This is a genomic window from Synechococcus sp. MU1617 (assembly GCF_020514235.1).
Taxonomy (GTDB): domain Bacteria; phylum Cyanobacteriota; class Cyanobacteriia; order PCC-6307; family Cyanobiaceae; genus Parasynechococcus.
The window spans coordinates 196,165-218,141 of record NZ_VTLB01000004.1; the positions used below are offsets into that span (position 1 = coordinate 196,165).

Below are 21,977 nucleotides of genomic sequence, written 5' to 3' on the forward strand. Positions count from 1 at the left end.
AGTCCCGTCAGGCCTTGTGGTCTGACGACTCTTTCGAAGGTGGTGACCCGGAACCCACGCCTGCCCTGAGCATCCCGTGTGGCTGCTCCCTTCCGGTCCTGACCAGATTTGGGCGTCAGAGCCGCATGGGCCCGAATCCATCGAATGCTAGCAATGAGCCCCCGAGGGGTTCTGAAGCTGCATGCGTCCTTCTGATCTGACCCGCTTCAAGCAGAAGGGCCAACCCATCGCCGTGCTCACCGCTTGGGACAGCCTCTCTGCGGCTCTGGCTGAAGCCGCCGGTGCCGATGTGCTGCTGGTCGGTGATTCACTGGCGATGGTGGCGCTGGGCCATGCCACAACCCTGCCGGTGAGCCTGGACCAGATGCTCCATCACACCCAGGCGGTGGCGCGGGGATTGACGAGCATGCCCGCCGATCAGCCCCTGTTGGTCTGCGACCTGCCCTTTCTCAGCTACCAGTGCGGTGAAGACCGCGCCGTGGCGGCTGCAGGACACCTGCTGAAGGAGTCCAGTGCTGCAGCGGTGAAATTGGAGGGAGCGGAACCGGAGGTCGTCGCCGTGATCGACCGACTGGTGCGGATGGGCATTCCTGTGATGGGGCATCTGGGCCTCACCCCCCAGGCCGTGCATCGTTTGGGTTATCGCCGCCAGGCCACGGACGCCATCAGCCAGGAACGCCTGATCGAGCAGGCATGCACCCTCGAGCAGAAGGGCTGCTTCTCCTTGGTGCTGGAACATGTTCCATCGGAGCTGGCGTGCCGGGTGCAGCAGGCCCTAACCATCCCGGTGATCGGCATCGGTGCAGGTGACGGCTGCGACGGCCAGGTGCGCGTCACGGCAGATCTGCTGGGGCTCACCGCCAAACAACCTCCGTTCAGCCCAGCGCTCGTGGATGGCCGCCGCTTGTTCATCGACGCATTGAAGGGTTGGGTCAGCCAGACCCGGAACCACACTCCTCCCACCAAAGAATCACCTCAATCAACACCTGATTGCTGAGGGCCATGCCCTCGGGGTCGGTGAGGCACCAACGCCCTGCTCGCTGCTGCAGCCATCCACGCTCAACGAACGGTTGCCAACGTCGCACCAGGGCATCGGCATCAAGACCTTGAAGGGTCACTCCTTCCCTGCGCCGCAGACCCACCAGCAATTGATCATCCAGGGGGAGACCAGCCTCGGCGATGGATTCCTCAGGAGGGTGATCCAGCCATGCCGCATAGGCAGCGCGGGTGCGGGGTCGCGCCAAGCGCACCCCCCAGGGTGCTGATGTCGCTCCCATGCCAAATCCCCACCAACCGGCACCACTCCAATACACCCGGTTATGTCGGGAGGCATGCCCCGGACGGGCGTGGTTTGAAATCTCGTAGCGGCTGAGGCCGGCAGCTGCGAGTCGTTGGGTGGTTCGCCCCATCAGCGCAACGGCAAGGTCGTCCTCCGGCAGCTTCAACAGGCCAAGCGAGCGTTGGCGATCAAACACCGTGCCCGGTTCCACCGAAAGGTCGTAGATCGAGAGATGGGGGGCCTGACTGGCAATCGCCTGATCCAACTGCGAATCCCACCCGGAAAGGGTCTGGCCCGGGAGGTTCTGGATGAGATCGAGACTCCAGGATCGAAGCGTGCCATCGCTCAAGGCCTGCACCATCCAGTCGATCGCCGCATGGAGGTCGCTCTGGCGGTGCCGACGCCCCAGCTGTTCGAGCACCGCGTCATCAAAGCTCTGGCCCCCCAGGCTGATGCGATTCACTCCATGGGCCAGTACGGAGGCCAATTGCGCGGAATCAAAGGTGGCCGGATCCATCTCCAGGGTGATTTCCGCACCCGGCTGAAGACCAAATTTGTTTGCCAAGGCATCGAGCAGTGCTCCGATCTGATCAGGGCACAACAGCGATGGAGTTCCCCCACCGATATAGACCGTGGATAGGGGCGGACCGCTTGGGGCAGAGGCGATTTCCCGATGCAGCAGGGTCAGGTACTCACGGATCGAGCGACTGCCAGGCCCCTGATCGGCGCGGGCTTGGTCCCCCAGGGGAACAACGGCGAAATCGCAGTAGTAACAGCGCCGGTGGCAGAAGGGAATGTGGAGGTAGGCGCTGCGGGGCGGGATGGGATAAGGCATGCTTTTGGCATCCGGATCGAGCTGCCACGACCTGAACCCATGGTGGATCCGCTCATCCTGCTTCTGTTTGTCGTTTCCGGTGCAGCTGCCGGGTGGATGGGGATTCATCTGCTGCCCGATGGCCTGGTCAGTGCAACCACCAATGCTGAACAGTTACGTCTCCAGCTCAGCGGAGCTGGCGGTGGCGTTGGCTTGATTGCAGGCCTGGTGTTCAAAAAGCTGCGGGTGCGCCTGATGCAACAGGTGCGCACCATGCCCACCGATCTACTGGTGAGCCGCGCTGTCGGCCTGATCCTGGGGCTGCTGGTAGCCAACCTGCTGCTGCTGCCCGTTCTGCTGCTTCCGTTCTCCGGGGGAATTGTTCTGCTCAAACCCCTTCTCGCGGTGGTGAGCAACGTCTTTTTCGGAATTCTGGGAAGCAACCTGGCGGAAGTTCACGGCCGCACGCTGCTGCGCCTGTTCAATCCCGCCAGCACAGAGGCCCTGCTGGTGGCCGATGGGGTGCTGACCCCCGCCACAGCCAAGATTCTGGACACCAGCGTGATCATCGATGGCCGGATCCGCGGCATGCTCGCCTGCGGCTTGCTGGAAGGGCAGGTGATCGTTGCCGAATCGGTGATCGATGAGATGCAACAGCTGTCGGACTCCACCAACATCGAAAAGAGGGCCAAGGGCCGACGTGGCCTGAAGCTGCTGAAGGATCTGCGGGAAACCTACGGACGGCGGTTGGTGATCAACAGCACCCGTTACGACGGCAAGGGAACCGACGACCGACTGCTGCAGCTTGCGTCTGACACCGGCGGCACGCTGGTGACCGCAGACTTCAACCTGGCGCAGGTGGCCCAGGTCAAAGACCTGAAGGTGATGAATCTGAGTGAGCTGGTGATCGCGTTGCGGCCTGAAGTGCAACCCGGCGATGAGCTCAAACTCAAGATCGTGCGTGAAGGCAAGGAGGACAGCCAGGGTGTCGGCTACCTCGACGACGGAACGATGGTGGTGGTCAACGAGGCGAAATCGCTAATCGGCCAACGCAAACCTGTGGTGGTAACCGGTGCCCTGCAAACCCCAACCGGTCGCATGGTGTTTGCACGGTTGGACGAGAAGGATGCATCAACCGACACCAAGCCTGCAACGAAATCGAAAAGTCAGGGGAAACCGGCCAAAACCAGCAACCGCAAGCCCGCTGACCCCGGCTAGGCTCGCCCCACCGCGATGGTGGAGATGACAACTTCGGCCCCGTACTACGGCGACAGCGCCGTGATGCGCACACCACCTCCTGACCTTCCCTCACTCCTGCTCAAGGAGCGGATCGTTTACCTGGGCTTGCCCCTGTTCTCTGACGACGACGCCAAGCGTCAGATGGGCATCGACGTGACTGAGCTGATCATTGCTCAGCTGCTTTATCTGGAATTCGACAACCCAGAGAAGCCGATTTACTTCTACATCAACTCCACAGGCACGAGCTGGTACTCGGGTGATGCCATCGGCTTCGAGACCGAAGCCTTCGCCATCTGCGACACCCTCCGCTATGTCAAGCCTCCGGTGCACACCATCTGCATCGGCCAGGCCATGGGCACGGCGGCGGTGATCCTTTCAGCAGGAACGAAAGGTCAACGGGCTGCATTGCCTCACTCCTCCATCGTTCTGCACCAACCCCGCAGCGGCGCCCGCGGCCAGGCGACGGACATCCAGATCCGGGCCAAAGAAGTGCTGCACAACAAGCAGGCAATGCTCGAAATCCTTTCCACCAACACAGGTCGTTCAGTGGAAGATCTGAGCAAGGACTCCGACCGGATGAGCTACCTAACCCCTCAACAAGCTGTTGAGTACGGACTCATTGACCGCGTGCTCAGCAGCCGTAAAGACCTGCCTGGCAATCCCCCCGTCTGATCGACGGCATCAGATCCAACCCTCCTGCACTTCTTTCTTCAACGTTCTGAACCATGCCGATCGGTACCCCCAGCGTTCCCTACCGCCTGCCCGGCAGCCAGATGGAGCGCTGGGTCGACATCTACACCCGTCTGGGGGTGGAGCGGATCCTCTTCCTCGGCTCTGAGGTCAATGACAGCATCGCCAACAGCCTGGTGGCCCAGATGCTCTATCTCGACTCAGAAGACAGCAGCAAGCCGATCTACCTGTACATCAACTCCCCCGGTGGCTCCGTCACAGCGGGACTGGCCATCTACGACACCATCCAGTACGTCAAAAGCGAGGTGGTGACCATCTGCGTTGGTCTTGCTGCATCCATGGGTGCCTTTCTCCTCGCCGCTGGCACCAAAGGGAAGCGGGTCGCTCTACCCCACAGCCGGATCATGATTCACCAGCCCCTCGGCGGCACCAGCCGTCGCCAGGCCAGTGACATCGAAATCGAGGCAAGGGAGATCCTGCGGATGAAGGAGATGCTCAACCGCTCCCTGGCCGACATGAGTGGCCAGAGCTTCGAGAAGATCGAGAAGGACACCGACCGGGACTACTTCCTTAGTGCCGAAGAAGCCAAGGAATACGGCCTGATCGACCGCGTCATCTCCCATCCGAACGAGGCTTGAACAGAACGGGGCAGGCCACTGCGTAAGCTCGTCCACTGCAGTGTTCCGCAAGCCCGCCCCGGATGGCCCAGCTCTTCTACGACTCCGACGCCGATCTCGGTCTGCTGAACGGCAAGACCGTGGCCATCATTGGTTATGGCTCCCAGGGTCATGCCCACGCTCTGAACCTGAAGGATTCAGGTGTGAACGTGGTGGTGGGCCTCTACGACGGAAGCCGCTCAGCAGAGAAAGCCAAGGCCGATGGTCTTGAAGTGCTGAGCGTGGCCGATGCCTCGGCCAAAGCGGACTGGATCATGGTCTTGCTGCCCGACGAATTCCAGAAGGACGTCTACGAGAAGGAAATCGCACCTCACCTGAGTGCAGGCAAGGTGCTCAGCTTTGCCCACGGCTTCAACATCCGCTTCGAGCTGATCAAGCCCCCCGCTGATGTGGATGTGGTGATGATCGCTCCGAAGGGTCCTGGCCACACCGTGCGTTGGGAGTATCAGAACGGCCAGGGCGTGCCCGCCTTGTTCGCTATCGAACAGGATGCTTCCGGCAACGCTCGCGGCATGGCCATGGCCTACGCCAAAGGAATCGGTGGCACGCGTGCCGGCATCCTGGAGACCAACTTCAAGGAAGAGACCGAAACCGATCTGTTCGGTGAGCAGGCTGTGCTGTGTGGCGGTCTGTCCGAACTCGTGAAAGCTGGTTTCGAGACCTTGGTGGAAGCGGGTTACCAGCCCGAACTGGCTTACTTCGAGTGCATGCACGAGGTGAAGCTGATTGTTGATCTGATGGTGAAGGGAGGACTGACCTCCATGCGCGATTCGATCTCCAATACCGCGGAGTACGGCGATTACGTCAGTGGCCCTCGTTTGATCACCGCCGACACCAAGGCCGAGATGAAGCGTGTTCTGGCTGATATCCAGGACGGCACCTTCGCCAGGAACTTCGTGGCCGAATGCGAAGCCGGCAAACCCGAAATGAAGAAGGTGCGCGATCGTGACTCTCAGCATCCGATCGAGAAAGTGGGCAAAGGCCTTCGCTCGATGTTCAGCTGGCTGAAGGACGCCTGATCCAGCGCAAGCGCTGAACACCCGGTGGGATCAAACACCATCACTCACCGCGTCCCCCGCTCTGTTGCCCTAACGGTGCAGAGCGGGGATTTTTGTTGGTTCCAGGCCATGCCCCTCCCATGACCTCAGAAACGATGGGAGGCCTGCTGGTGCTTGGGGCAGCACTGCTGGATCAGTTGATCGGTGACCCGCGCCGGATACTCCACCCCGTGGTGGTGATGGGGTGGAGCATCCGGCAGTTGCGCCATTGGGTCGAGCCATGGGCTGGGGACGATCCGATGAAGCTAAGGATCGGGGGAGGCCTGATCACCCTGATCCTGGTGCTTGGCAGCGTGCTGACGGGCTGGTGTCTGGAGCGGCTGCTGTGGCTTCCCTCCCCATGGCAGTGGATTTCCATCCCCGTTCTGGCCCTGAGCCTCGCCAGCACCCTGGCGGCCCGCAGCCTGAGGGACAGCGTGCTGGCGGTGGTGAATGCCTTGCCATCAGCGGCGGCAGGAGACCTCGAGCTGGCCCGCAGGAACTTGAGCTGGATCGTCGGACGAGACGTTCAGAGCTTGGATCGAGAGGGACTGCTCAGGGCCGCAGCCGAAACAGCCTCGGAAAATGCTGTGGATGGCGTGTTCGCACCTCTGTTCTGGATGGGGATCGGTGCGCTGCTTTGGATGGTCATGCCCTCTGGTCCTGGCCCCCTGGCGCTGGCCTGGGGCTTCAAGGCCAGCAGCACGCTGGATTCCATGCTCGGGTACCGCACCGGTCGTCTGCGCTGGCTAGGAACAGCCGGCGCACGCCTGGATGATCTGCTGACCTGGCTGCCCTGTCGTCTGGTCATGCTGACGCTGCCCCTGGTCTGCCCTCCCTGGAAGCAGTGGGCGCAACGGGTGCAAGCTGCAGAACGAGATGGGTCTGCAGATCCATCCCCCAATGCAGGGCGTTCGGAAGCGATCTACGCCCACTGCATCGGGATCCAACTCGGCGGCGAAAACAGGTATGGAGAGCTCTTGGTACAGAAACCGGTGCTTGGAGCTGGCCAACCAACTGCAAACGTGACTTTGGTCAGAGCTGTTCTAAAGGCATCTAGCCGGCTGGAGATCGTCTGGCTCAGTGCTCTGGGAATCATCCAATTGGCGATCACCCGTTGAGCTCAGTCAGTAGGCACCACGGTCCATCGGTAGGAGCAACACACCAAACGTGCGAAGGATGATGGCGAAGTCCAGGCCGAACGAACGACCACGGGCATAGGCCAGATCGAGCTTGACGCGTTTTTTGTAGCTCAGGTTGTTTCTGCCACTGACTTGCCAGAGCCCAGTCAACCCAGGGCGAACTGAGGCAACTTCGTCCATGTAGGGGCCATAACGAACGAGTTCCTTCTGAACGATTGGACGTGGCCCAACAACGCTCATCTCACCGCGAAGAACGTTCAAAAACTGCGGCAGCTCATCGAGACTCGAGCGGCGGAGAAAACGACCAATAGGAGTGATCCGTGGATCACGCTTGAGCTTGAAGTCACGCTCGAACTCGTCACGCAGCGAGGGATCCGCCTCCAGAACACGCGCCAGAACGTCATCCGCATCGGCCCGCATGGTCCGGAACTTGATACAGCCAAAACGCTGGTAGCTCCGGCCCACCCGACGCTGGACGTAAAACACAGGCCCCGGCGAACTGAGCTTCACCAATCCCGCCAGCAGCAGCAACACCGGTGAACCGATGCTGAGAACGGCGAGAGAAAAAACAATATCTCCGGTGCGCTTGAAGACTCGGCCCCAACGGTTCTGATGACGAATCAGCATGCCGGTCGACAGAACCGACGGCGGAGCTGAGATCAGCGCAAGGTGTGGCTTGTACTTGCCACGGCGAGCTGCACGCCCTGCGGTCTGAATCAAGGAAGGCCTGGAGGCCGAGGTCAAAGGCTCAACCTGGGACTCACCACACTCAACGTCACAGCTGGAGCCCTGGCATCTCCGCGGGGTCACTCGCTGCAACGGCACAGCCCCGTTGATGGGCGCGCCAGGCCGTTCGCAGAACCGAATCAAAGCGCGCCGCAAAGGCTTCCGGCCGAAAGCGCTCAGCCCACGCACGGATGGATTCCGAATCCAGAGAACGCCAAATCCGTTCTTGTTCAAACCACTCCACGGCCTGCACAAGCGACTCGACGCTCTGGTCCGGGAACAGCACCCCGGTGGGCTCGCGCAACCCGGCCGCTGCACAACGCACCGTGTCCAACAAACCGCCCCGCCCCAACCCAATCACCGGCGCTCCAGCCGCCATCGCTTCCACCGGAGCAATGCCGAAATCCTCCAGACCGGCATACACAAATGCCCGACAACGAGCCATGAGCTCTTCCACCTGCTGCTGGGACTGACGGCCGAGCAAGGTGACAGTGGGACCGGCCAGAGCCTCCAACCTTCCCCGCTCAGGGCCATCGCCAACCACCAGCAGGGGAAGACCCAGCCGGTTGAAGGCTTCCACCACCAGATCCACCCGCTTGTAAGGGACCAAACGGCACAGGCAGAGGTAGACGTCGTCACGATCTGCATTCCAGCGAAAGCGATCCACCTCGACAGGGGGATGGATCACGTTGGCTTCCCGCCCCCAGTACTTGCGGATTCGCCGCGCCGTGAATCGGGAGTTAGCAATGAGGTGATCCACCCGCTGGGCACTGAGTTGGTCCCATTGGCGCAGTGCATGGAGCTGCCAGCGAATCAAGGGGCCCAGACCACACCGAACCAGCGCGGAGCGCTGCAGATAAGCGTGCATCTGGTCCCAGGCGTAACGCACCGGCGTGTGCACATAACTGATGTGCAACTGATCTGGAGCGGTGAGCACACCCTTGGCGACCAAATGGCTACTGCTGATCACCAACTCAGCGGCGCCAAGATCGATCTGCTCGATCGCAAAGGGCAACAGCGGCAGGTACTGCTGAACGTGGCTGTGCCCCCAGGGCAGGCGCTGTATCGGGCTGGTGAGAACAGAGCGACCATGCAACCAACTGCCCAACCGGCGGGATTCCGCATCGATCAGGGCGGCCAACTGCGGCTCACGGCCAAGGTTGCGCAGAAGGGAATCAACCTCTTGAACAACCTGTTCTGCACCTCCAACGGAGCGAGGCGAGAACCACTCATGAACCAGAGCGATGCGCTGCGGGAGGTGGTCCGAAGCCGAGGACATCCCTCTGGAATGAAACGAACGATACGAAGTCTCTCAGCTCATTGCAGGAGCAAGACAAGATCACGATGCTGGTGCACATGTCCAGCACGAACCTCACCATCAACATCCTCCTGGAAGAGGCGTTGAATGAACCGGACATCGGCACAACGAGTCGATTCCGTTGGCATGCCACGGCGGTGGGTATTGCAGCACTCTGGATTGACAGCGCTCCACCATCAACACCACCCTTTGAGGACGCACTCAAAGAAGGGCTCAATGTGGGGCTCGACCTCAGCCGCGAGGAACGGGAGTTCCATCAAGTGGAACAAGGACTGGTGCTTCTATTCCATTCCTGAGGAGATCAAGAGGGGTTGTTAAAAGAATTTGACGGGAAGCCACCCAAAGCGCTTTAACACTACACATGCGAATGAAAGATCTCTGGCATGCAAGATTGCAGCCGGAGACGGGACAAGGGGCGAAATGAGGAGGAGCAACAAGGGCAGAAGGGCTCGCCACGTGATTGTGATTGCAGGTGCATCAGGCTCAGGCAAGACGCATTTGATCAAAAAACTGAGCCAGCCACCTCACGATGCGTTCACTTTGAACGTGCTGAAGCAACTGGGCTGTGATCCAAATCAACGCCTGAAACGCTCCACAGTTGAACGAATGCAGAGACTGATGGATCCAGCCAACTTCAAAAAACGAAAAACACGGAAGCTAAAACACTGCCTGCTGCTTCATGTCGACCTGACGAGCATCAATCACAACACCAATTTGAAGATGTTGCGGCAGATTTCAAAGCGAACCAAGCGGCTCGACGTGATCACCCTCTACACCTCACCGAAAGAATGGCGAAAACGCATCTTTGATCGTCTCCACACCGAAGATGAGCCATCGATGAGAGCAGCGCTGATTGCACTTTCAGCAAAAGTAAGCAGAAAAATTTCTAATTTCTTGTATCACAGGGAATACAACAAATGGCTGATAGAAATAAAAAACTATGCCGCACACAGCTGCTGCACGGTGAATACATTTGATCAGTCTTTCTTGAGATCAATACCCCCTTTCTAAGAAAATCTGCGCGAGAGTGAATTCAATATCGCTCAATCGGTCAGTTTTCGTTCATTCAAAAACGGAGAGGGTGGGATTCGAACCCACGAGGGTGTTACCCCTACACGATTTCGAGTCGTGCGCGATCAACCGGACTCTGCCACCTCTCCACACGCCCTAAGGCGTATAAGCACTTTAAAGGCCAATGAACCGCGAGCCAGCCCCATGCTGCAGAAGCCAACGCCGCTGTGAACCGGAAGGCTTGAAGCCAAGCCATGTTCCGGTGATCACCTGCCGGGGGTCGGATCGCTGTTGCGCCTGCAGTGCCCACAAGGCCTGAGGCCTGGGAAACAGATGCCAGCGCTGACGTCCCACCCGCATCACCATTGCTCCAGAGCGATGCGGCAGGCGCCGCACCGATAAACCAGTGCTCTGCAACACCTGGCCGATGACGATGGGGGCTAGACCCTGCTGGGCAGCCTCAACGTGGTGAGCCAGCGCTTGCCAACAGGGAAGAACGTCTGTTGCCACAGGGTCTAGGAGCATCACCCAATCCAGACGGGCGTGGCCATGCACGGCGGCGAGCCTCTGTGCCATCCGGCAACTGCGCGGATCGCCGTGGGTGCTCACCAGCGCAGCACGCCCACGATGGCGAGCCAGCAACCAGTGGCGACCGAACCGCTCCACCGCCACCAGGCCATCGCCAAGCTGCACCAGGCCATGGACGAGCAGGGCGGTTGCCATGGGGAGCAGCGCCCAGCGCCGGCAGCAGCGCTCTGCTCCCAGCAACCAAGGCAACATGCCCAGCACCAGCAGGGCAACCACCCACGGCTCGGGACGTCCGGTGAGCAGTTGGGCTCCAGGCCAGTGGCTGATCCAACTGGCCATGATCATCACCAGGCCCGCCAACTGATGGACGGGCCACAGCAGCACGGGCAGCAAACCCGTAGGCCCCACGAGAACCAACAACGCCGAAAGCATGGCCAGCAGCGTGAGCGGTGCCAGCAGCGGGGCAACGAGAAGATTGGCAAGCAGGGCATACAACGGCATGGCGCCGAAGTGGAGCAACTGCAGCGGCAGCGTCCAGAGCAAGGCCGCCACAGGGATGCACAAGGCCGCGGCAAGGCCGTGGCAGCGACCCGGCAGACAAGCTTGAACAGCCTGCTCGAGGCGAGGAGCCGTGAGGATCAACCCAGCGGTGGCCGCTGCACTGAGTTGAAAACCAATCGACAGGGCCCAGGCCGGGCGCAATAGCAACATGCCGCTGAGCGTCAGCACCAGCACCCCCACAGGACGGCTGTGATGACCTGACTCACGAATCAGCAAGGCCATCGCAGCCATGAGCACCGCCCGCACCACCGATGGCTGGGCTCCGGCAAGACAGACAAACAGCAGCAGCGCCATGGCCGCCAGGGGAAGCCGTAGGCCTGACGGCCAACGGCGGGCCAGCATCAGCACACTGCCCAGCAAAACGGAGAGGTGGAACCCTGATGCGGCGAGGGCATGGGACAAGCCGGCCATGCGGAACGCCTCTCTGACGTCATCCGGGAGCTGCACCTGGGAGCTGCCCAGCACCAGAGCGGCCAGAAATCCACCCCGTCGGGGCCCCACGGCCTGTTGCAGCCGATGGGCAACATCGCGCCGCAGATCAGCCAACGGCGTCCATGGACGTTGCAGCACCTCGATGCGCTCGACCCGCAGCTGACTCCAACTGCCTTGGCGGGCCAGACGTTCTGCCGACCCCGGCAACAGCGGGTGCGCTCCTGGCAGCGGACGCCTCAGCACACCCATGGCCTGGACACGCCAGCCCTGCAGCAACGGCGCAGAGCAGTCAGGCAGCTGCAGCTCGGTTCGCCCCTCGACCCGGCGAGCCTCGATCCGATCCACCTCCAACAGGCAGGAACACCCCGAGGGAAAACGGCGCACATCGGCGAGCAAGCGACCACTGATCGCCACGGCGGCAGGCGGCGTTTGGGTCAGGCGAGACGGATCGGATCGGCTTGGCGTCGGCGCCCCCCACAGCATCCCTCGAAGCACAAGGAGCGCCAGCAGAGAGAGGGCAAATGCATCAGCAGAACGACGTCGACGCAGAAACCATTAGGCCGCTGTCTCGAGAGTTCCCCCCTTCAACAGCGGGAAACCAAGGGCCTCCCGTTCCGCCAACCAAGCCTCAGCCACCTTGCGGGCCAGGTTGCGGATCCGGCCAATGGTGGCCGTGCGTTCCGTCACGGAAATCACGCCACGGGCCTCCAGCAAGTTGAAGGTGTGGCTGCACTTCAGAACGAAATCCAAGGCCGGTGCCGGCAGTTGCTTCTCGATCAGATCAGCAGCTTCCGCCTCGTAGATGGCGAACAACTGCTTGAGCCGCTCGGGATTGGAGGCCTCGAAGTTGAAGTGGCACTGCCCCTTTTCAAACGGCAGCCAAATCTCGCCGTAACTGCGCTCGCTGTTCCAGCTGAGGTCCCAAATACTTTCCACGTCTTGGAGGTACATCGCCAGCCGCTCGAGGCCGTAGGTGATCTCAATCGAAACGGGCTTGCAATCGATGCCGCCGCATTGCTGGAAATAGGTGAACTGGGTGACCTCCATACCGTCGAGCCACACTTCCCAGCCAACACCCCAGGCGCCGAGGGTCGGCGACTCCCAGTTGTCTTCAACAAAACGAATGTCGTGGTCAGCAGCCTTGATGCCCAGCGCCTCCAGTGACGCCAGATAGGTCTCCTGGATGCCGTCTGGGGATGGCTTGATCAGCACCTGGTACTGGAAGTAGTGCTGGGCCCGGTTGGGGTTATCCCCATAACGGCCGTCGGTGGGGCGTCGACAGGGTTCGGGATAGGCCACGGCCCAAGGCTCAGGCCCAATCGCCCGAAGCACCGTGTGGGGGCTCATGGTGCCGGCACCCTTCTCGGTGTCGTAGGGCTGCAGCAACAGACACCCCTGGTCCGCCCAGAACCGGTTGAGCGTGCTGATGATGTCCTGAAAATGCACTGGGCCGGGGCTACCTGAGTTCCGATTCTGCCCAGTGGCCGGTCAGCCCTCCAAGGCCAGGCAACGATGCAGGTGCGCGATGGCGTGATGGCGATGCGGATTGTTGCCGCTGGGACCAATCATTCCGAGCCAGAAACTGCCATCCCCTTGAAAGACCAGGACGGGCTTTGCACCTCCCTTGCCGTGGCAATCCAGCAAGGACATGCAGAGCTTTTCAGCCACCTCCGGCCCCTTAGGGCGCTGGCGCAGGCGACGCAGCAAGGGATCCACCTGCGAGAAGGAGACAAAACAGGCGCGGTCCGAGTCGGTGATCAGGATCAGACCATCCAGCCACTGCACTTCCTGAAGCAGCTCTTCGATGCGGGGCAGCAGCTTCGGCAGCGGAAACGCCAAACCGGACTCCCCCTTCATCTTCTCTTCAACTTTCCTAAAACAGCATCGGGGGGTGTCGCAAGCGACATAGGCAAAGATTCATGCCCTGAGGATCAAAGTCCCCATCTGTCCGGCCACCAGCGAGCGGTGGGTCGCTTCAGAAAAACCCGCCTGCAGTGCCAGCCGCTCCTGTTCAGGCCCCGCAGGAAAGCGCTCCAAACTCTTTTCCAGGTAGGCGTACTCCTCCCGCAAACCCACAGAGGCGGCAGCGGGCACCACCAAGCGACGCAGATAGAAGCGCTGAAAGGCGGCCGCCGCTCCGCTTTGGGGCAGACGGTTGAAATCCAGCACCCCGGCACGCCCGCCGGGCTTCAGCAGCCGGCGCAGTTCCTTCAGCCCCTGCATGGGGTCCGCCAGATTGCGCAATCCGTAAGCCATCACCGCACCATCAGCGCAGGCACTGCGCATGCCAGTTTCCAGAGCATCCCCCTGCTGGAAGGTCACAGGCAACCAGGGCTGCTGACGCTGACGCTGGCGGGCCCGCTCCAGGGGAGCAGCGGCGGCATCCAGACCGGTCACCGCACCAGAGGGGCGAACACAGCGCCCCAGCTCCAAGGCCAGGTCCCCAGTGCCGCAGCACAGATCCAGCCACAGCTCGCCTGCAACCGGCTTAAGGGCGCGCACCAACTGACGTTTCCACTGTCGGTGCAACCCGAAACTGAGCACATCGTTGAGGCGGTCATAGCGGGGAGCGACAGCATCAAACAGCTGTTCCACCGCCGCGGGATCACCAGGCTTCATGGACGAATCGTCAGGCCACGGGAGAGCAGATCTTGCTTGATCTGTTCCACGGTGAGAACACCGTCGTGCAGCAACGAGGCCAGCAAGGCTGCGGAGGCATGACCTCCCTCTGGGCCCAGGTCCAATGCCTCAGCGATGTGATCCATGCAGCCCGCGCCACCGGAGGCGATCACCGGTATGGGGACCGCATCGGCCACGGCCCGGGTCAGAGCAAGGTCGTATCCAGCCTGGGTGCCATCACCATCCATCGAGGTGAGCAGGATCTCTCCAGCCCCAAGGCCAGCCACCCGCTGGGCCCACTCCACAACATCGAGGCCCGTGTTCTCGCAGCCTCCCTTCACATAAACGTCCCAGCCGCCGGCATCGCGCCGACGGGCATCAATGGCCACAACGATGCACTGGCAGCCGAACTGATCGGCCCCCTCCCGCACCAGCTCAGGCCGCCGCACCGCCGAGGAGTTGAGACTCACCTTGTCGGCACCGGCCCGCAACAACTCGGTGATTCCTTCAACGGTGCTGATGCCACCGCCCACGGTGAAGGGAATCGTGACCGATTCAGCTGTTCGACGCACCATATCGATCAGGGTGCCGCGCCCCTCATGGCTGGCTGCGATATCAAGGAAAACGAGTTCATCCGCCCCTGCAGAGCTGTAACGGCAAGCCAGCTCCACTGGATCACCGGCATCGCGCAGGCCAACGAAATTGACACCTTTCACCACCCGTCCCCGGGCGACATCCAGGCAAGGGATAAGACGCAGAGCAACCATCGATTCGGCGCAAAAGCGACTGTTAAGGTTGCGCCACTCTCCAAGCCTCGCAGGCCATGTCCCAGGCTGACGCCATCTCGATCGGCTCCAAGGTTCGCGTGACCCGCGTGCGGGATCGCATTCCTCAGGCCATGGTCGACCTTCTGAAGAAGGATGCCAACGGCACGGTGAAGGATTTCCGCACCGTCGACGGCAAAGGAATCGGTGTGGTTGTTGAGCTCAGCGATGGCTCCACCAGCTGGTTCTTCGAAGACGAAATCGCCGCCGCCTGAGGACTGTCTCTGTGAGCGACGCGCGTCAGCTGCTTGGGATGAAGGGTGCCTCAGGCACCACCAACATCTGGAAGCTGCGGCTGCAGCTGATGAAACCGGTCACCTGGATCCCCTTGATCTGGGGGGTGATCTGTGGAGCCGCAGCCAGCGGTAACTACGAGTGGCGACTTGACCACGTCCTCGCCGCCTTCGCCTGCATGTTGATGAGCGGCCCCTTGCTGGCGGGCTTCACCCAAACCATCAACGACTACTACGACCGCGAGATCGACGCGATCAACGAGCCCTACCGGCCGATCCCGTCGGGAGCGATTCCCCTGGGCCAGGTCAAGCTGCAGATCTGGGTGCTGCTGCTCGCCGGTCTAGGCGTGTCCTACGGACTCGACCGATGGGCGGGCCACACCACTCCTGTGGTTTTTCTGCTGGCGTTGGGCGGCTCATTTGTGAGCTACATCTACTCAGCACCGCCGCTCAAGCTCAAACAGAACGGTTGGCTTGGGAACTACGCCCTCGGTGCCAGTTACATCGCCCTGCCCTGGTGGGCCGGCCAGGCCCTGTTTGGGCAACTGACCTGGGGCACAGCACTGCTCACCCTGGCCTACAGCCTTGCGGGTCTTGGCATCGCTGTCGTCAACGACTTCAAAAGCGTTGAAGGCGACCGTGAACTCGGACTTCAATCTTTGCCGGTGGTGTTCGGCATTGAACGGGCCAGCTGGATCAGCGCCGGAATGATCGATGTATTTCAGCTGGCGATGGTTGCCGTCTTGATCGGGATCGGCCAGCATTTCGCAGCGGTTCTGCTGGTTCTGTTGATCGTTCCCCAGATCACCTTCCAGGACATCTGGTTATTGAGAGACCCCGTTGCCTTCGACGTCAAATATCAGGCCAGTGCGCAACCCTTCCTGGTGCTTGGCATGCTGGTGACCGCTCTGGCCGTGGGCCACAGCCCCTTGACCCAGGTGATGTGAACCGTTCCCGCCTGCACTGGGCACTGACTGCGGGCACAGCCGCTGCAGTGGGCGTGGGAGCTGCCCTGGGCATGCGCGCTCTGACGGAACTGGTGGATTCCACGCTTCCTGATGCCAGAGGGATTTCCAGCTTCAATCGGCCGGGAACGATCACCCTGCTTTCCACCAATGGCAAGGTGATCCAGAAGCTTGGGCCGGCGACGCGAGAGAAGGTGAAGCCCGGTGCGATGCCGCCAACGGTGGCTGAGGCTTTCATCGCCGCCGAAGACCGACGTTTCTATCAACACGACGGTGTGGATGGCTGGGGCATTGCCCGGGCCATCGTCACCAATGTCCGCCAAGGCGCGGTTCGGGAAGGGGCAAGCACCATCACCCAGCAGCTGGCTCGTACCGTCTTTTTGAGCCAAGACCGCACGATCACCCGCAAACTCAAGGAAGCGGCTCTGGCCATGAAGCTTGAGCGCCAGCTGAGCAAACAGCAGATCCTCGAGCAATACCTCAACTACGTCTACCTGGGATCGGGCGCCTATGGGGTTGCCGATGCGGCCTGGATCTACTTCTCCAAAACCCCTGAACAGCTCACGGTTCCTGAAGCAGCCATGATCGCTGGGCTGCCGCCGGCGCCATCGATTTATTCACCCCTGGTGAACCCAGATCTGGCCAAGGAGCAGCGCTCGATCGTTCTGGATCGCATGGCCCAGGCCGGATTCATCTCCGCCAGCGAGGCGGAGCGCGGTCGCAACAGCCCCTTGGGGCTGAAGCCCGCAACACCCAAGTACTTCAACAGTTCAGCGCCTTACTTCACCACCTGGATTGCCCAGGAGCTGCCCAAATTCTTGACGCCAGAACAACTGGAGGTGGGCGGGGTCAAGGTGCGCACCAGCCTCAATCTCGACTGGCAAAAGAAAGCTCAGCAGGTGATTCGAACCAATGCCCCCTTCGACACCGAAGGGGCGATGGTTTCGATCGATCCCGGCAACGGACTGGTGCGGGTGATGGTGGGCGGAAAGGATTTCTCCAAGAGTCAGTTCAACCGCACGATCCTGGCGCTGCGCTCACCAGGGTCCACCTTCAAACTGTTTCCCTACGCCGCGGCCATTGATCGGGGCATGAAACCCGAAACCAAAGTGTTTGATGCGCAGCGTTGCTGGAACGGCTACTGCCCAAAAAACTTTGGCAACAAGTACTACGGCAACATCTCCCTCTCCAATGCCCTGAAGAACTCACTCAACACCGTTGCAGTTCAACTGCAAGACATCGTTGGGTTTGATGCGGTGATTGAAATTGCCAACAACTTCAACATCGGCACCGAGCGGCCTCTCGGCAAGTACTACCCCATGGCGATTGGTGCATACGAGCAAACCATCCTCGATATGACCGCCGCCTATGCAGGCATGGCCAATCGCGGAGTGTTCTTCACACCCAGCCCCTTCGAAGAAATTCGTGGACCGAAGAATGAGCTGCTTTGGAGCCGGCGCATGAGCGACAACCGAGGCAAACGGGCAGTTGATAGTGATGTGGCAGACACCATGAACTGGATGCTGCAACGGGTGGTGACCGGCGGTACCGGCATCGCCGCCAAACTCGATGATCGACAGGTGGCCGGCAAAACGGGAACGTCAGAGAACACACGTGATCTCTGGTTCATTGGCTCGATTCCTCAGCTCACAACAGGCGTCTGGTTCGGATACGACGACGACCGAGCCACCAAAAGCACCAGCGGTGAGGCGGCATGGGCGTGGAAGCAATTCATGCTCCAGATCAAGGACGAGATCCCCGTCCGCAACTTCCCCGACAAACCCAAGCTGAAACGCAAAGTGCGTTTGGCTGTCGACCCGAAAACAATTGCCAAGCCACCGAAGACCAAACCAAAGCAGAAGAAGGAGAAAGGCAACGGCGAGCTTGATCCAGCTCAACCAACAGTTGAGACGGACCTGCCCGATCTCACGCCCATGTCACCTCCACCTCGCCAGACGCCCTATCTCTGGAGAAACAGCTCACCAGGCAACAACGTTGATCGCCAAGGACGTCGCTGGACACGGGATTGATCCAGGGCCTTAGACCCGCTGAAGCACAGCCGAATAGAACCCATCCCCCCCGCCTGATTGATCCGGCCAGCGCTGGCTGTCCTGCTCCAAACGCAGCGTTGGGTGACGCTTCAACAGAGCCTGGATCTGTGCCTGATTTTCATCGGGATGAATGGTGCAGGTGGCATACACCAAAGAACCTCCAGGAGCCAACAACGGCAGAAGTCCGTCCAGAAGAGCCTGTTGTTGGGGCAAAAGACCACGGATGGATTCGGGTGTCACCCGCCAACGGGCATCGGGGTGACGGGCCAGAGTTCCAAGCCCCGAACAGGGGGCATCAATCAGGATCCTCTGGAACGATTCACGCCATTCGGGACGCTGATCCAAGAGATTGGCGGCATCCGCTGCCAGGGCATTGATGGAGGCAAGGCCCAGCCGGGCAGCATTCGTCGCAACGCGCTTGAGCCGTCCAGCCGAACGGTCCACAGCCCAGATCTCCGCCTGATCCCCCACCAACTCCGCCAAATGGGTGGATTTCCCCCCCGGCGCCGCGCAGGCATCCAGGATGCGATCCCCCGGATTGGGCTTGAGCAGAGGCGCAATCCATTGCGCCGAACAATCCTGCACACACCAATGGCCCTCGGCGTAGCCAGGCCATTGGCGCAGATCACCGCTGTGCCCAGAGATGCGCAGGCCGTTAGGACAACCAACGATGGGCTCACTGCTGATGCCAGCCGCGGCCAGATCCTGCTGCACCTGCGAAGGGCTCGATCGCAACCGATTCACCCGCAAATCCAGATCCGGCACCCGGTTGCAGGCGCGCGCTACCGCCTCGGCCCCCTCCGCCCCGCGCCATTCGATCAACAACTGGGTGAACCAATCCGGCAGGGAATGGGCTTGGGCCAGCTGGGCCGCCGGATCGTTGGGCAGCTGCAGGGTTTCGCCGGCCTCCCGCGCCCGCAGCGCCGCCCGCAGAACCCCATTCACCACAGGGGCCAGTCGGGCCAATCCCTTGCTGGCTTTGGCCAACTCCACAGCGGTGTTCACCGCTGCTGAATCTGGAATCCGCTCCATCAACAGCAGTTGATAGAGACCCACATGCAACAGCCAGCGCAGCTTGGGCGGTTGCTTCGCAGCCCGCACCTTGCCCAACCGATCCAGCCAGGCATCAAGAGTGCGCCGTTGGCGGATGGCGCCATAGGCCAACTCGGTCACCAACCCCCGATCGGAAGGATTGAGGTCCCGCTCCCGCAGCAGCCGCTCCAGTGCCACATCGGCATAGGCCCCAGCCGCAACCGCCTGCAACACATCCCAAGCGAGACGGCGCGGCAGCAGACCAATCGGAGCCGAATCAGACAAGAGCAACACGTATCAATCCCCAGCATGAGCGTCTGGGTGCCAGAGAAACTGACGCAGCGGCAAGCGACCTTCCGCATCGACAGGAATGCCCTCAGCCAGCAGCAGGTCGCGTTGGATCCAGTCACTGCCCTCACGGCTCAGGCTCATCGAAATTCGCCCCTGAGCATTCACCACGCGGTGCCAGGGAACAGTGGAGGGGAGCTTGAGACGCCGCAGCGCCCAACCCACCTGACGCGCACAACCAAAGGCACCGATCAAATCGGCGATCTGGCCGTAGGTCGCCAACCGACCATGGGGGATGCGTTCCACCTCACTCCAGACACGCTGATCAAACGTGCCGCCGGAGACGTACGGTTCAACGGAGGGATCCTTTGGCGGGATCTGGATGGCGACAGAAGCGCTGACTGCTTGATTGTCGTTCCAGGCCCCTAAGCATGGAAGACCCCCAATTTGTTGCTCTCACTCGATTGATCGCCCATGCCCCTGCTGCCGCGACGGTTTGAGCGGCTGAAATCCGTGCTGAACCACCGCATGGCGGATCTCACGGTGTTGCTCGAACACGTGGAGAAACCGCACAACCTCTCCGCCATCCTGCGCAGCTGTGATGCCGTCGGAGCGCTGGAAGCCCACGCGGTGAGTTTCGACGGGCGGCCACGCACCTTCAACAGCACGGCCCAGGGCAGCCAGAAATGGGTACCTCTGCACGATCATCCCGATACCGAAACAGCCATCCGGCAACTCAAAGCGAAAGGGTTCCGCCTCTACGGAACCCATCTCGGAGTGAATGCCAAGGACTACCGGGAGTGCGACTTCACCGGACCCACCGCCTTCGTGCTTGGGGCCGAGAAATGGGGGCTGACCGATCAGGCGCGAGATCTGATGGATGAAGCGCTGTTCATCCCCATGCGCGGCATGGTGCAGTCCCTGAACGTGTCGGTCGCCACGGCAACCCTGCTGTTTGAGGCGCTGCGCCAACGCCAGGTCGCCGGACTGGCCCCAACTCAGGGAGAAGGCCTGAAGCCAGAGCAATACCAGCAGTTGCTGTTTGAGTGGTCCTACCCCGAGGTGGCCCGCTGGTGTCGGGATCAGCAACGGCCATACCCCGCCTTAAGCGAGGAGGGAGAGCTGATGGAGGAGTTGCCGCGAACTGTGAAGCTGCGCTGCTGATCCGACGGAAGACTTGTATCTCTGCGAACCCTGGGCCATAACCAAAGCAGCGGATTGTCAGCAATGGACAACAAACAGTTGCACCAGTACGCGGTCACTTATCACTGCGGCAACGAGTGGGGCGAAGAAATGCTCCAGTCCGACGATCTCACCCATGCAGTGGAAGCGGCCCACGCCATCTTCCCCAGCTCCTGCCGGATTTCGATCCGTGAGGTGAAGGCAGCAAAACCAGCCTGAGATCAGCGCTATCGCCGCGACGCCCCAGGCAACTGAACCGCGGCGATCATTACCGCCGTCTCCAGCAGCAGATTGCGGCTAACCAGCACCACCACCAGCACCAAGGTGGTGGAAAGGATCCGCTCGAGCAAAGCGATCACGTCATCGGTGCTGTCGAGGCTCTTTTTCCAGAGAAACGCGGCCATGCTCAGCAACATCAAGCTGATCCACCAGGCCATCAATCACGTGCCGATGGCTTCAGTCTGACGCGGGCCGGGCTTCTGTGCCGCTCACCCAGGCCTCGATCCCTTCCCCAAGGAAGGACAGCCCCAGCACCAAAACAAACATCGCCAGGCCAGGGAAGAGCGCCGTCCACCACACCCCAGTGGGCACTGCGGCCAGCGCCAAGTTGAGATCACCACCCCATTCGGGCACGGTCTCCGGCAAGCCCAGGCCAAGAAATCCCAGTCCCCCCAGCACCAACACCGCATCGGCGGCATTGAGGGTGAGCAGCACCGGCACCGAGGTGATCACGTTGCGGAACAGGTAGCGCCGTAGGATCCAGAGCGGCCCTGCCCCTAGGCTCTGGGCGGCCTCCACAAACAGCTCACTCTTCACCTGAGCGGTTTGGTTGCGCACGACGCGGAAATACTGCGGCACATACACCACGCAAAGGGCTGCGGCGGCATTGGGGATGCCCTTGCCCAGCAGAAAAGCCAACACCACCGAGAGCAACAGCACCGGCAGGGTGTAGAGCGTGTCCATCAGCAGCACCATCAGGCGATCGACAACGCCGCCGAAATAACCACTCACCATGCCCAGGGGCACACCCACCAGCAGGGCCAAACCAACCGCCAGCAGTACCACCTGAAGCGCCACTCCACTGCCAGCCATGGTGCGCACACACACATCCCGGCCGAGCCGATCGGTGCCGCACCAATGGGTCCAGCTGGGACCGGAGTAGATCGGGTTTTCTAGGCCAGCATTGGCGTCCGGAAGGATGCCAGCACTCACCAAAAACGGCGTGATCAAAGCCACCAGCAGGTAGATCCCCACGATCACCAGGCCCCAGCGGGCCATGCGGGTGGAGAGGCTGCGGGTCACGGGCAGGTTGGCCTCAGGCAGATGCAT

25 protein-coding genes, 1 tRNA gene and 1 other RNA gene are annotated in these 21,977 nt (G+C 61.1%); 13 read left to right on the forward strand and 14 right to left on the reverse strand.

The window, feature by feature from the left end; all coding sequences use genetic code 11:
• Positions 1 to 40: 40 nt before the first annotated feature.
• Positions 41 to 138: signal recognition particle sRNA small type (ffs, locus tag FZZ90_RS10015), an RNA gene on the reverse strand.
• 43 nt (positions 139 to 181) lie between these two features.
• On the opposite strand from ffs, the gene panB reads away from it, so the two are divergent.
• Positions 182 to 997: a 3-methyl-2-oxobutanoate hydroxymethyltransferase gene (gene panB, locus FZZ90_RS10020; RefSeq protein WP_226425640.1), complete on the forward strand. Its 816-nt coding sequence runs from the start codon at positions 182 to 184 to the stop codon at positions 995 to 997.
• Here the strand turns inward: panB and hemW are convergent.
• Complete coding sequence (gene hemW, locus FZZ90_RS10025) at positions 933 to 2,114, reverse strand: radical SAM family heme chaperone HemW (protein ID WP_226425641.1); 1,182 nt, start codon at positions 2,112 to 2,114, stop codon at positions 933 to 935. The two genes, panB and hemW, sit on opposite strands and share 65 nt — an antisense overlap.
• A 39-nt stretch (positions 2,115 to 2,153) precedes the next feature.
• Here hemW and FZZ90_RS10030 point away from each other — a divergent pair, with 39 nt between their 5' ends.
• From FZZ90_RS10030 to cbiB, 5 genes are all read left to right on the forward strand, one after another.
• A complete protein-coding gene (locus tag FZZ90_RS10030) occupies positions 2,154 to 3,311 on the forward strand; it encodes a PIN/TRAM domain-containing protein (RefSeq protein ID WP_226425642.1) in 1,158 nt (385 codons plus the stop codon).
• A gap of 24 nt (positions 3,312 to 3,335) precedes the next feature.
• Positions 3,336 to 4,004 carry an ATP-dependent Clp protease proteolytic subunit gene (locus FZZ90_RS10035; protein WP_226425643.1) on the forward strand — a complete coding sequence of 223 codons (669 nt, stop codon included), beginning with the start codon at positions 3,336 to 3,338 and terminating at the stop codon, positions 4,002 to 4,004.
• Between the two features lie 53 nt (positions 4,005 to 4,057).
• Positions 4,058 to 4,660 (forward strand): ATP-dependent Clp protease proteolytic subunit, encoded by a 603-nt coding sequence (locus FZZ90_RS10040; protein ID WP_226425644.1) that lies wholly within the window; start codon positions 4,058 to 4,060, stop codon positions 4,658 to 4,660.
• Positions 4,661 to 4,722: 62 nt separating this feature from the next.
• Positions 4,723 to 5,718 (forward strand): ketol-acid reductoisomerase, encoded by a 996-nt coding sequence (ilvC, locus tag FZZ90_RS10045; RefSeq protein WP_226425645.1) that lies wholly within the window; start codon positions 4,723 to 4,725, stop codon positions 5,716 to 5,718.
• 119 nt (positions 5,719 to 5,837) lie between these two features.
• Complete coding sequence (gene cbiB, locus FZZ90_RS10050; RefSeq protein WP_226425647.1) at positions 5,838 to 6,857, forward strand: adenosylcobinamide-phosphate synthase CbiB; 1,020 nt, start codon at positions 5,838 to 5,840, stop codon at positions 6,855 to 6,857.
• Positions 6,858 to 6,863: 6 nt separating this feature from the next.
• On the opposite strand, the gene FZZ90_RS10055 is transcribed toward cbiB, so the two are convergent.
• Positions 6,864 to 7,622, reverse strand: a complete 759-nt coding sequence (locus tag FZZ90_RS10055; RefSeq protein WP_226425649.1) for a sugar transferase — start codon at positions 7,620 to 7,622, stop codon at positions 6,864 to 6,866.
• Positions 7,623 to 7,653: 31 nt separating this feature from the next.
• Entirely contained in the window at positions 7,654 to 8,883 is a 1,230-nt protein-coding gene (locus tag FZZ90_RS10060) for a glycosyltransferase (protein ID WP_226425650.1), read from the reverse strand.
• A 65-nt stretch (positions 8,884 to 8,948) separates the two neighbouring features.
• Here FZZ90_RS10060 and FZZ90_RS10065 point away from each other — a divergent pair, with 65 nt between their 5' ends.
• Together FZZ90_RS10065 and FZZ90_RS10070 are read left to right on the forward strand one after the other, a co-directional pair.
• Entirely contained in the window at positions 8,949 to 9,218 is a 270-nt protein-coding gene (locus tag FZZ90_RS10065) for a hypothetical protein (RefSeq protein WP_045172942.1), read from the forward strand.
• 124 nt (positions 9,219 to 9,342) lie between these two features.
• On the forward strand, positions 9,343 to 9,933 hold the full coding sequence (locus FZZ90_RS10070) for a CpaF/VirB11 family protein (protein ID WP_226425651.1): 591 nt from the start codon (positions 9,343 to 9,345) through the stop codon (positions 9,931 to 9,933).
• A 62-nt stretch (positions 9,934 to 9,995) separates the two neighbouring features.
• On the opposite strand, the gene FZZ90_RS10075 is transcribed toward FZZ90_RS10070, so the two are convergent.
• The 6 genes from FZZ90_RS10075 to hisF form a co-directional block, all read right to left on the reverse strand.
• Positions 9,996 to 10,082 (reverse strand) — tRNA-Ser (locus tag FZZ90_RS10075).
• A 25-nt stretch (positions 10,083 to 10,107) separates the two neighbouring features.
• Positions 10,108 to 12,003: a ComEC/Rec2 family competence protein gene (locus FZZ90_RS10080; RefSeq protein WP_226425701.1), complete on the reverse strand. Its 1,896-nt coding sequence runs from the start codon at positions 12,001 to 12,003 to the stop codon at positions 10,108 to 10,110.
• Between the two features lie 6 nt (positions 12,004 to 12,009).
• The gene (glyQ, locus tag FZZ90_RS10085; protein WP_115008732.1) at positions 12,010 to 12,900 is read right to left on the reverse strand and encodes a glycine--tRNA ligase subunit alpha; all 891 of its coding nucleotides are present in this window, start codon (positions 12,898 to 12,900) and stop codon (positions 12,010 to 12,012) included.
• 42 nt (positions 12,901 to 12,942) lie between these two features.
• Positions 12,943 to 13,293 carry a hypothetical protein gene (locus tag FZZ90_RS10090; protein ID WP_114988475.1) on the reverse strand — a complete coding sequence of 117 codons (351 nt, stop codon included), beginning with the start codon at positions 13,291 to 13,293 and terminating at the stop codon, positions 12,943 to 12,945.
• A 78-nt stretch (positions 13,294 to 13,371) separates the two neighbouring features.
• Positions 13,372 to 14,073 (reverse strand): bifunctional demethylmenaquinone methyltransferase/2-methoxy-6-polyprenyl-1,4-benzoquinol methylase UbiE, encoded by a 702-nt coding sequence (gene ubiE, locus FZZ90_RS10095; RefSeq protein ID WP_226425652.1) that lies wholly within the window; start codon positions 14,071 to 14,073, stop codon positions 13,372 to 13,374.
• Complete coding sequence (gene hisF / locus FZZ90_RS10100) at positions 14,070 to 14,840, reverse strand: imidazole glycerol phosphate synthase subunit HisF (protein ID WP_226425653.1); 771 nt, start codon at positions 14,838 to 14,840, stop codon at positions 14,070 to 14,072. Before hisF ends, ubiE begins: the two co-directional genes overlap by 4 nt.
• Positions 14,841 to 14,896: 56 nt before the next feature.
• Between hisF and FZZ90_RS10105 the strand changes: the two genes are divergently transcribed.
• The 3 genes from FZZ90_RS10105 to FZZ90_RS10115 are packed head-to-tail and all read left to right on the forward strand — an operon-like array spanning position 14,897 to position 18,125.
• Positions 14,897 to 15,112 carry a DUF2862 domain-containing protein gene (locus FZZ90_RS10105; RefSeq protein ID WP_114988478.1) on the forward strand — a complete coding sequence of 72 codons (216 nt, stop codon included), beginning with the start codon at positions 14,897 to 14,899 and terminating at the stop codon, positions 15,110 to 15,112.
• 11 nt (positions 15,113 to 15,123) lie between these two features.
• Positions 15,124 to 16,077 (forward strand): chlorophyll synthase ChlG, encoded by a 954-nt coding sequence (gene chlG, locus FZZ90_RS10110; protein WP_226425654.1) that lies wholly within the window; start codon positions 15,124 to 15,126, stop codon positions 16,075 to 16,077.
• Positions 16,074 to 18,125, forward strand: coding sequence for a PBP1A family penicillin-binding protein (locus FZZ90_RS10115; protein ID WP_226425655.1), 2,052 nt, complete (start codon positions 16,074 to 16,076; stop codon positions 18,123 to 18,125). The genes chlG and FZZ90_RS10115 overlap by 4 nt, the downstream gene beginning before the upstream one ends.
• A gap of 9 nt (positions 18,126 to 18,134) precedes the next feature.
• On the opposite strand, the gene FZZ90_RS10120 is transcribed toward FZZ90_RS10115, so the two are convergent.
• A complete protein-coding gene (locus FZZ90_RS10120; protein ID WP_226425656.1) occupies positions 18,135 to 19,472 on the reverse strand; it encodes a 16S rRNA (cytosine(967)-C(5))-methyltransferase in 1,338 nt (445 codons plus the stop codon).
• 3 nt (positions 19,473 to 19,475) lie between these two features.
• Positions 19,476 to 19,844, reverse strand: a complete 369-nt coding sequence (locus tag FZZ90_RS10125; protein ID WP_226425702.1) for a methylated-DNA--[protein]-cysteine S-methyltransferase — start codon at positions 19,842 to 19,844, stop codon at positions 19,476 to 19,478.
• Positions 19,845 to 19,940: 96 nt separating this feature from the next.
• On the opposite strand from FZZ90_RS10125, the gene trmH reads away from it, so the two are divergent.
• The gene (trmH, locus tag FZZ90_RS10130) at positions 19,941 to 20,630 is read left to right on the forward strand and encodes a tRNA (guanosine(18)-2'-O)-methyltransferase TrmH (RefSeq protein ID WP_226425657.1); all 690 of its coding nucleotides are present in this window, start codon (positions 19,941 to 19,943) and stop codon (positions 20,628 to 20,630) included.
• Between the two features lie 63 nt (positions 20,631 to 20,693).
• Positions 20,694 to 20,867 (forward strand): hypothetical protein, encoded by a 174-nt coding sequence (locus FZZ90_RS10135; protein ID WP_226425659.1) that lies wholly within the window; start codon positions 20,694 to 20,696, stop codon positions 20,865 to 20,867.
• 8 nt (positions 20,868 to 20,875) lie between these two features.
• Here the strand turns inward: FZZ90_RS10135 and FZZ90_RS10140 are convergent, their stop codons facing one another.
• Together FZZ90_RS10140 and FZZ90_RS10145 are read right to left on the reverse strand one after the other, a co-directional pair.
• The gene (locus FZZ90_RS10140) at positions 20,876 to 21,085 is read right to left on the reverse strand and encodes a hypothetical protein (RefSeq protein WP_226425660.1); all 210 of its coding nucleotides are present in this window, start codon (positions 21,083 to 21,085) and stop codon (positions 20,876 to 20,878) included.
• 19 nt (positions 21,086 to 21,104) lie between these two features.
• Complete coding sequence (locus FZZ90_RS10145; protein ID WP_226425661.1) at positions 21,105 to 21,977, reverse strand: ABC transporter permease; 873 nt, start codon at positions 21,975 to 21,977, stop codon at positions 21,105 to 21,107.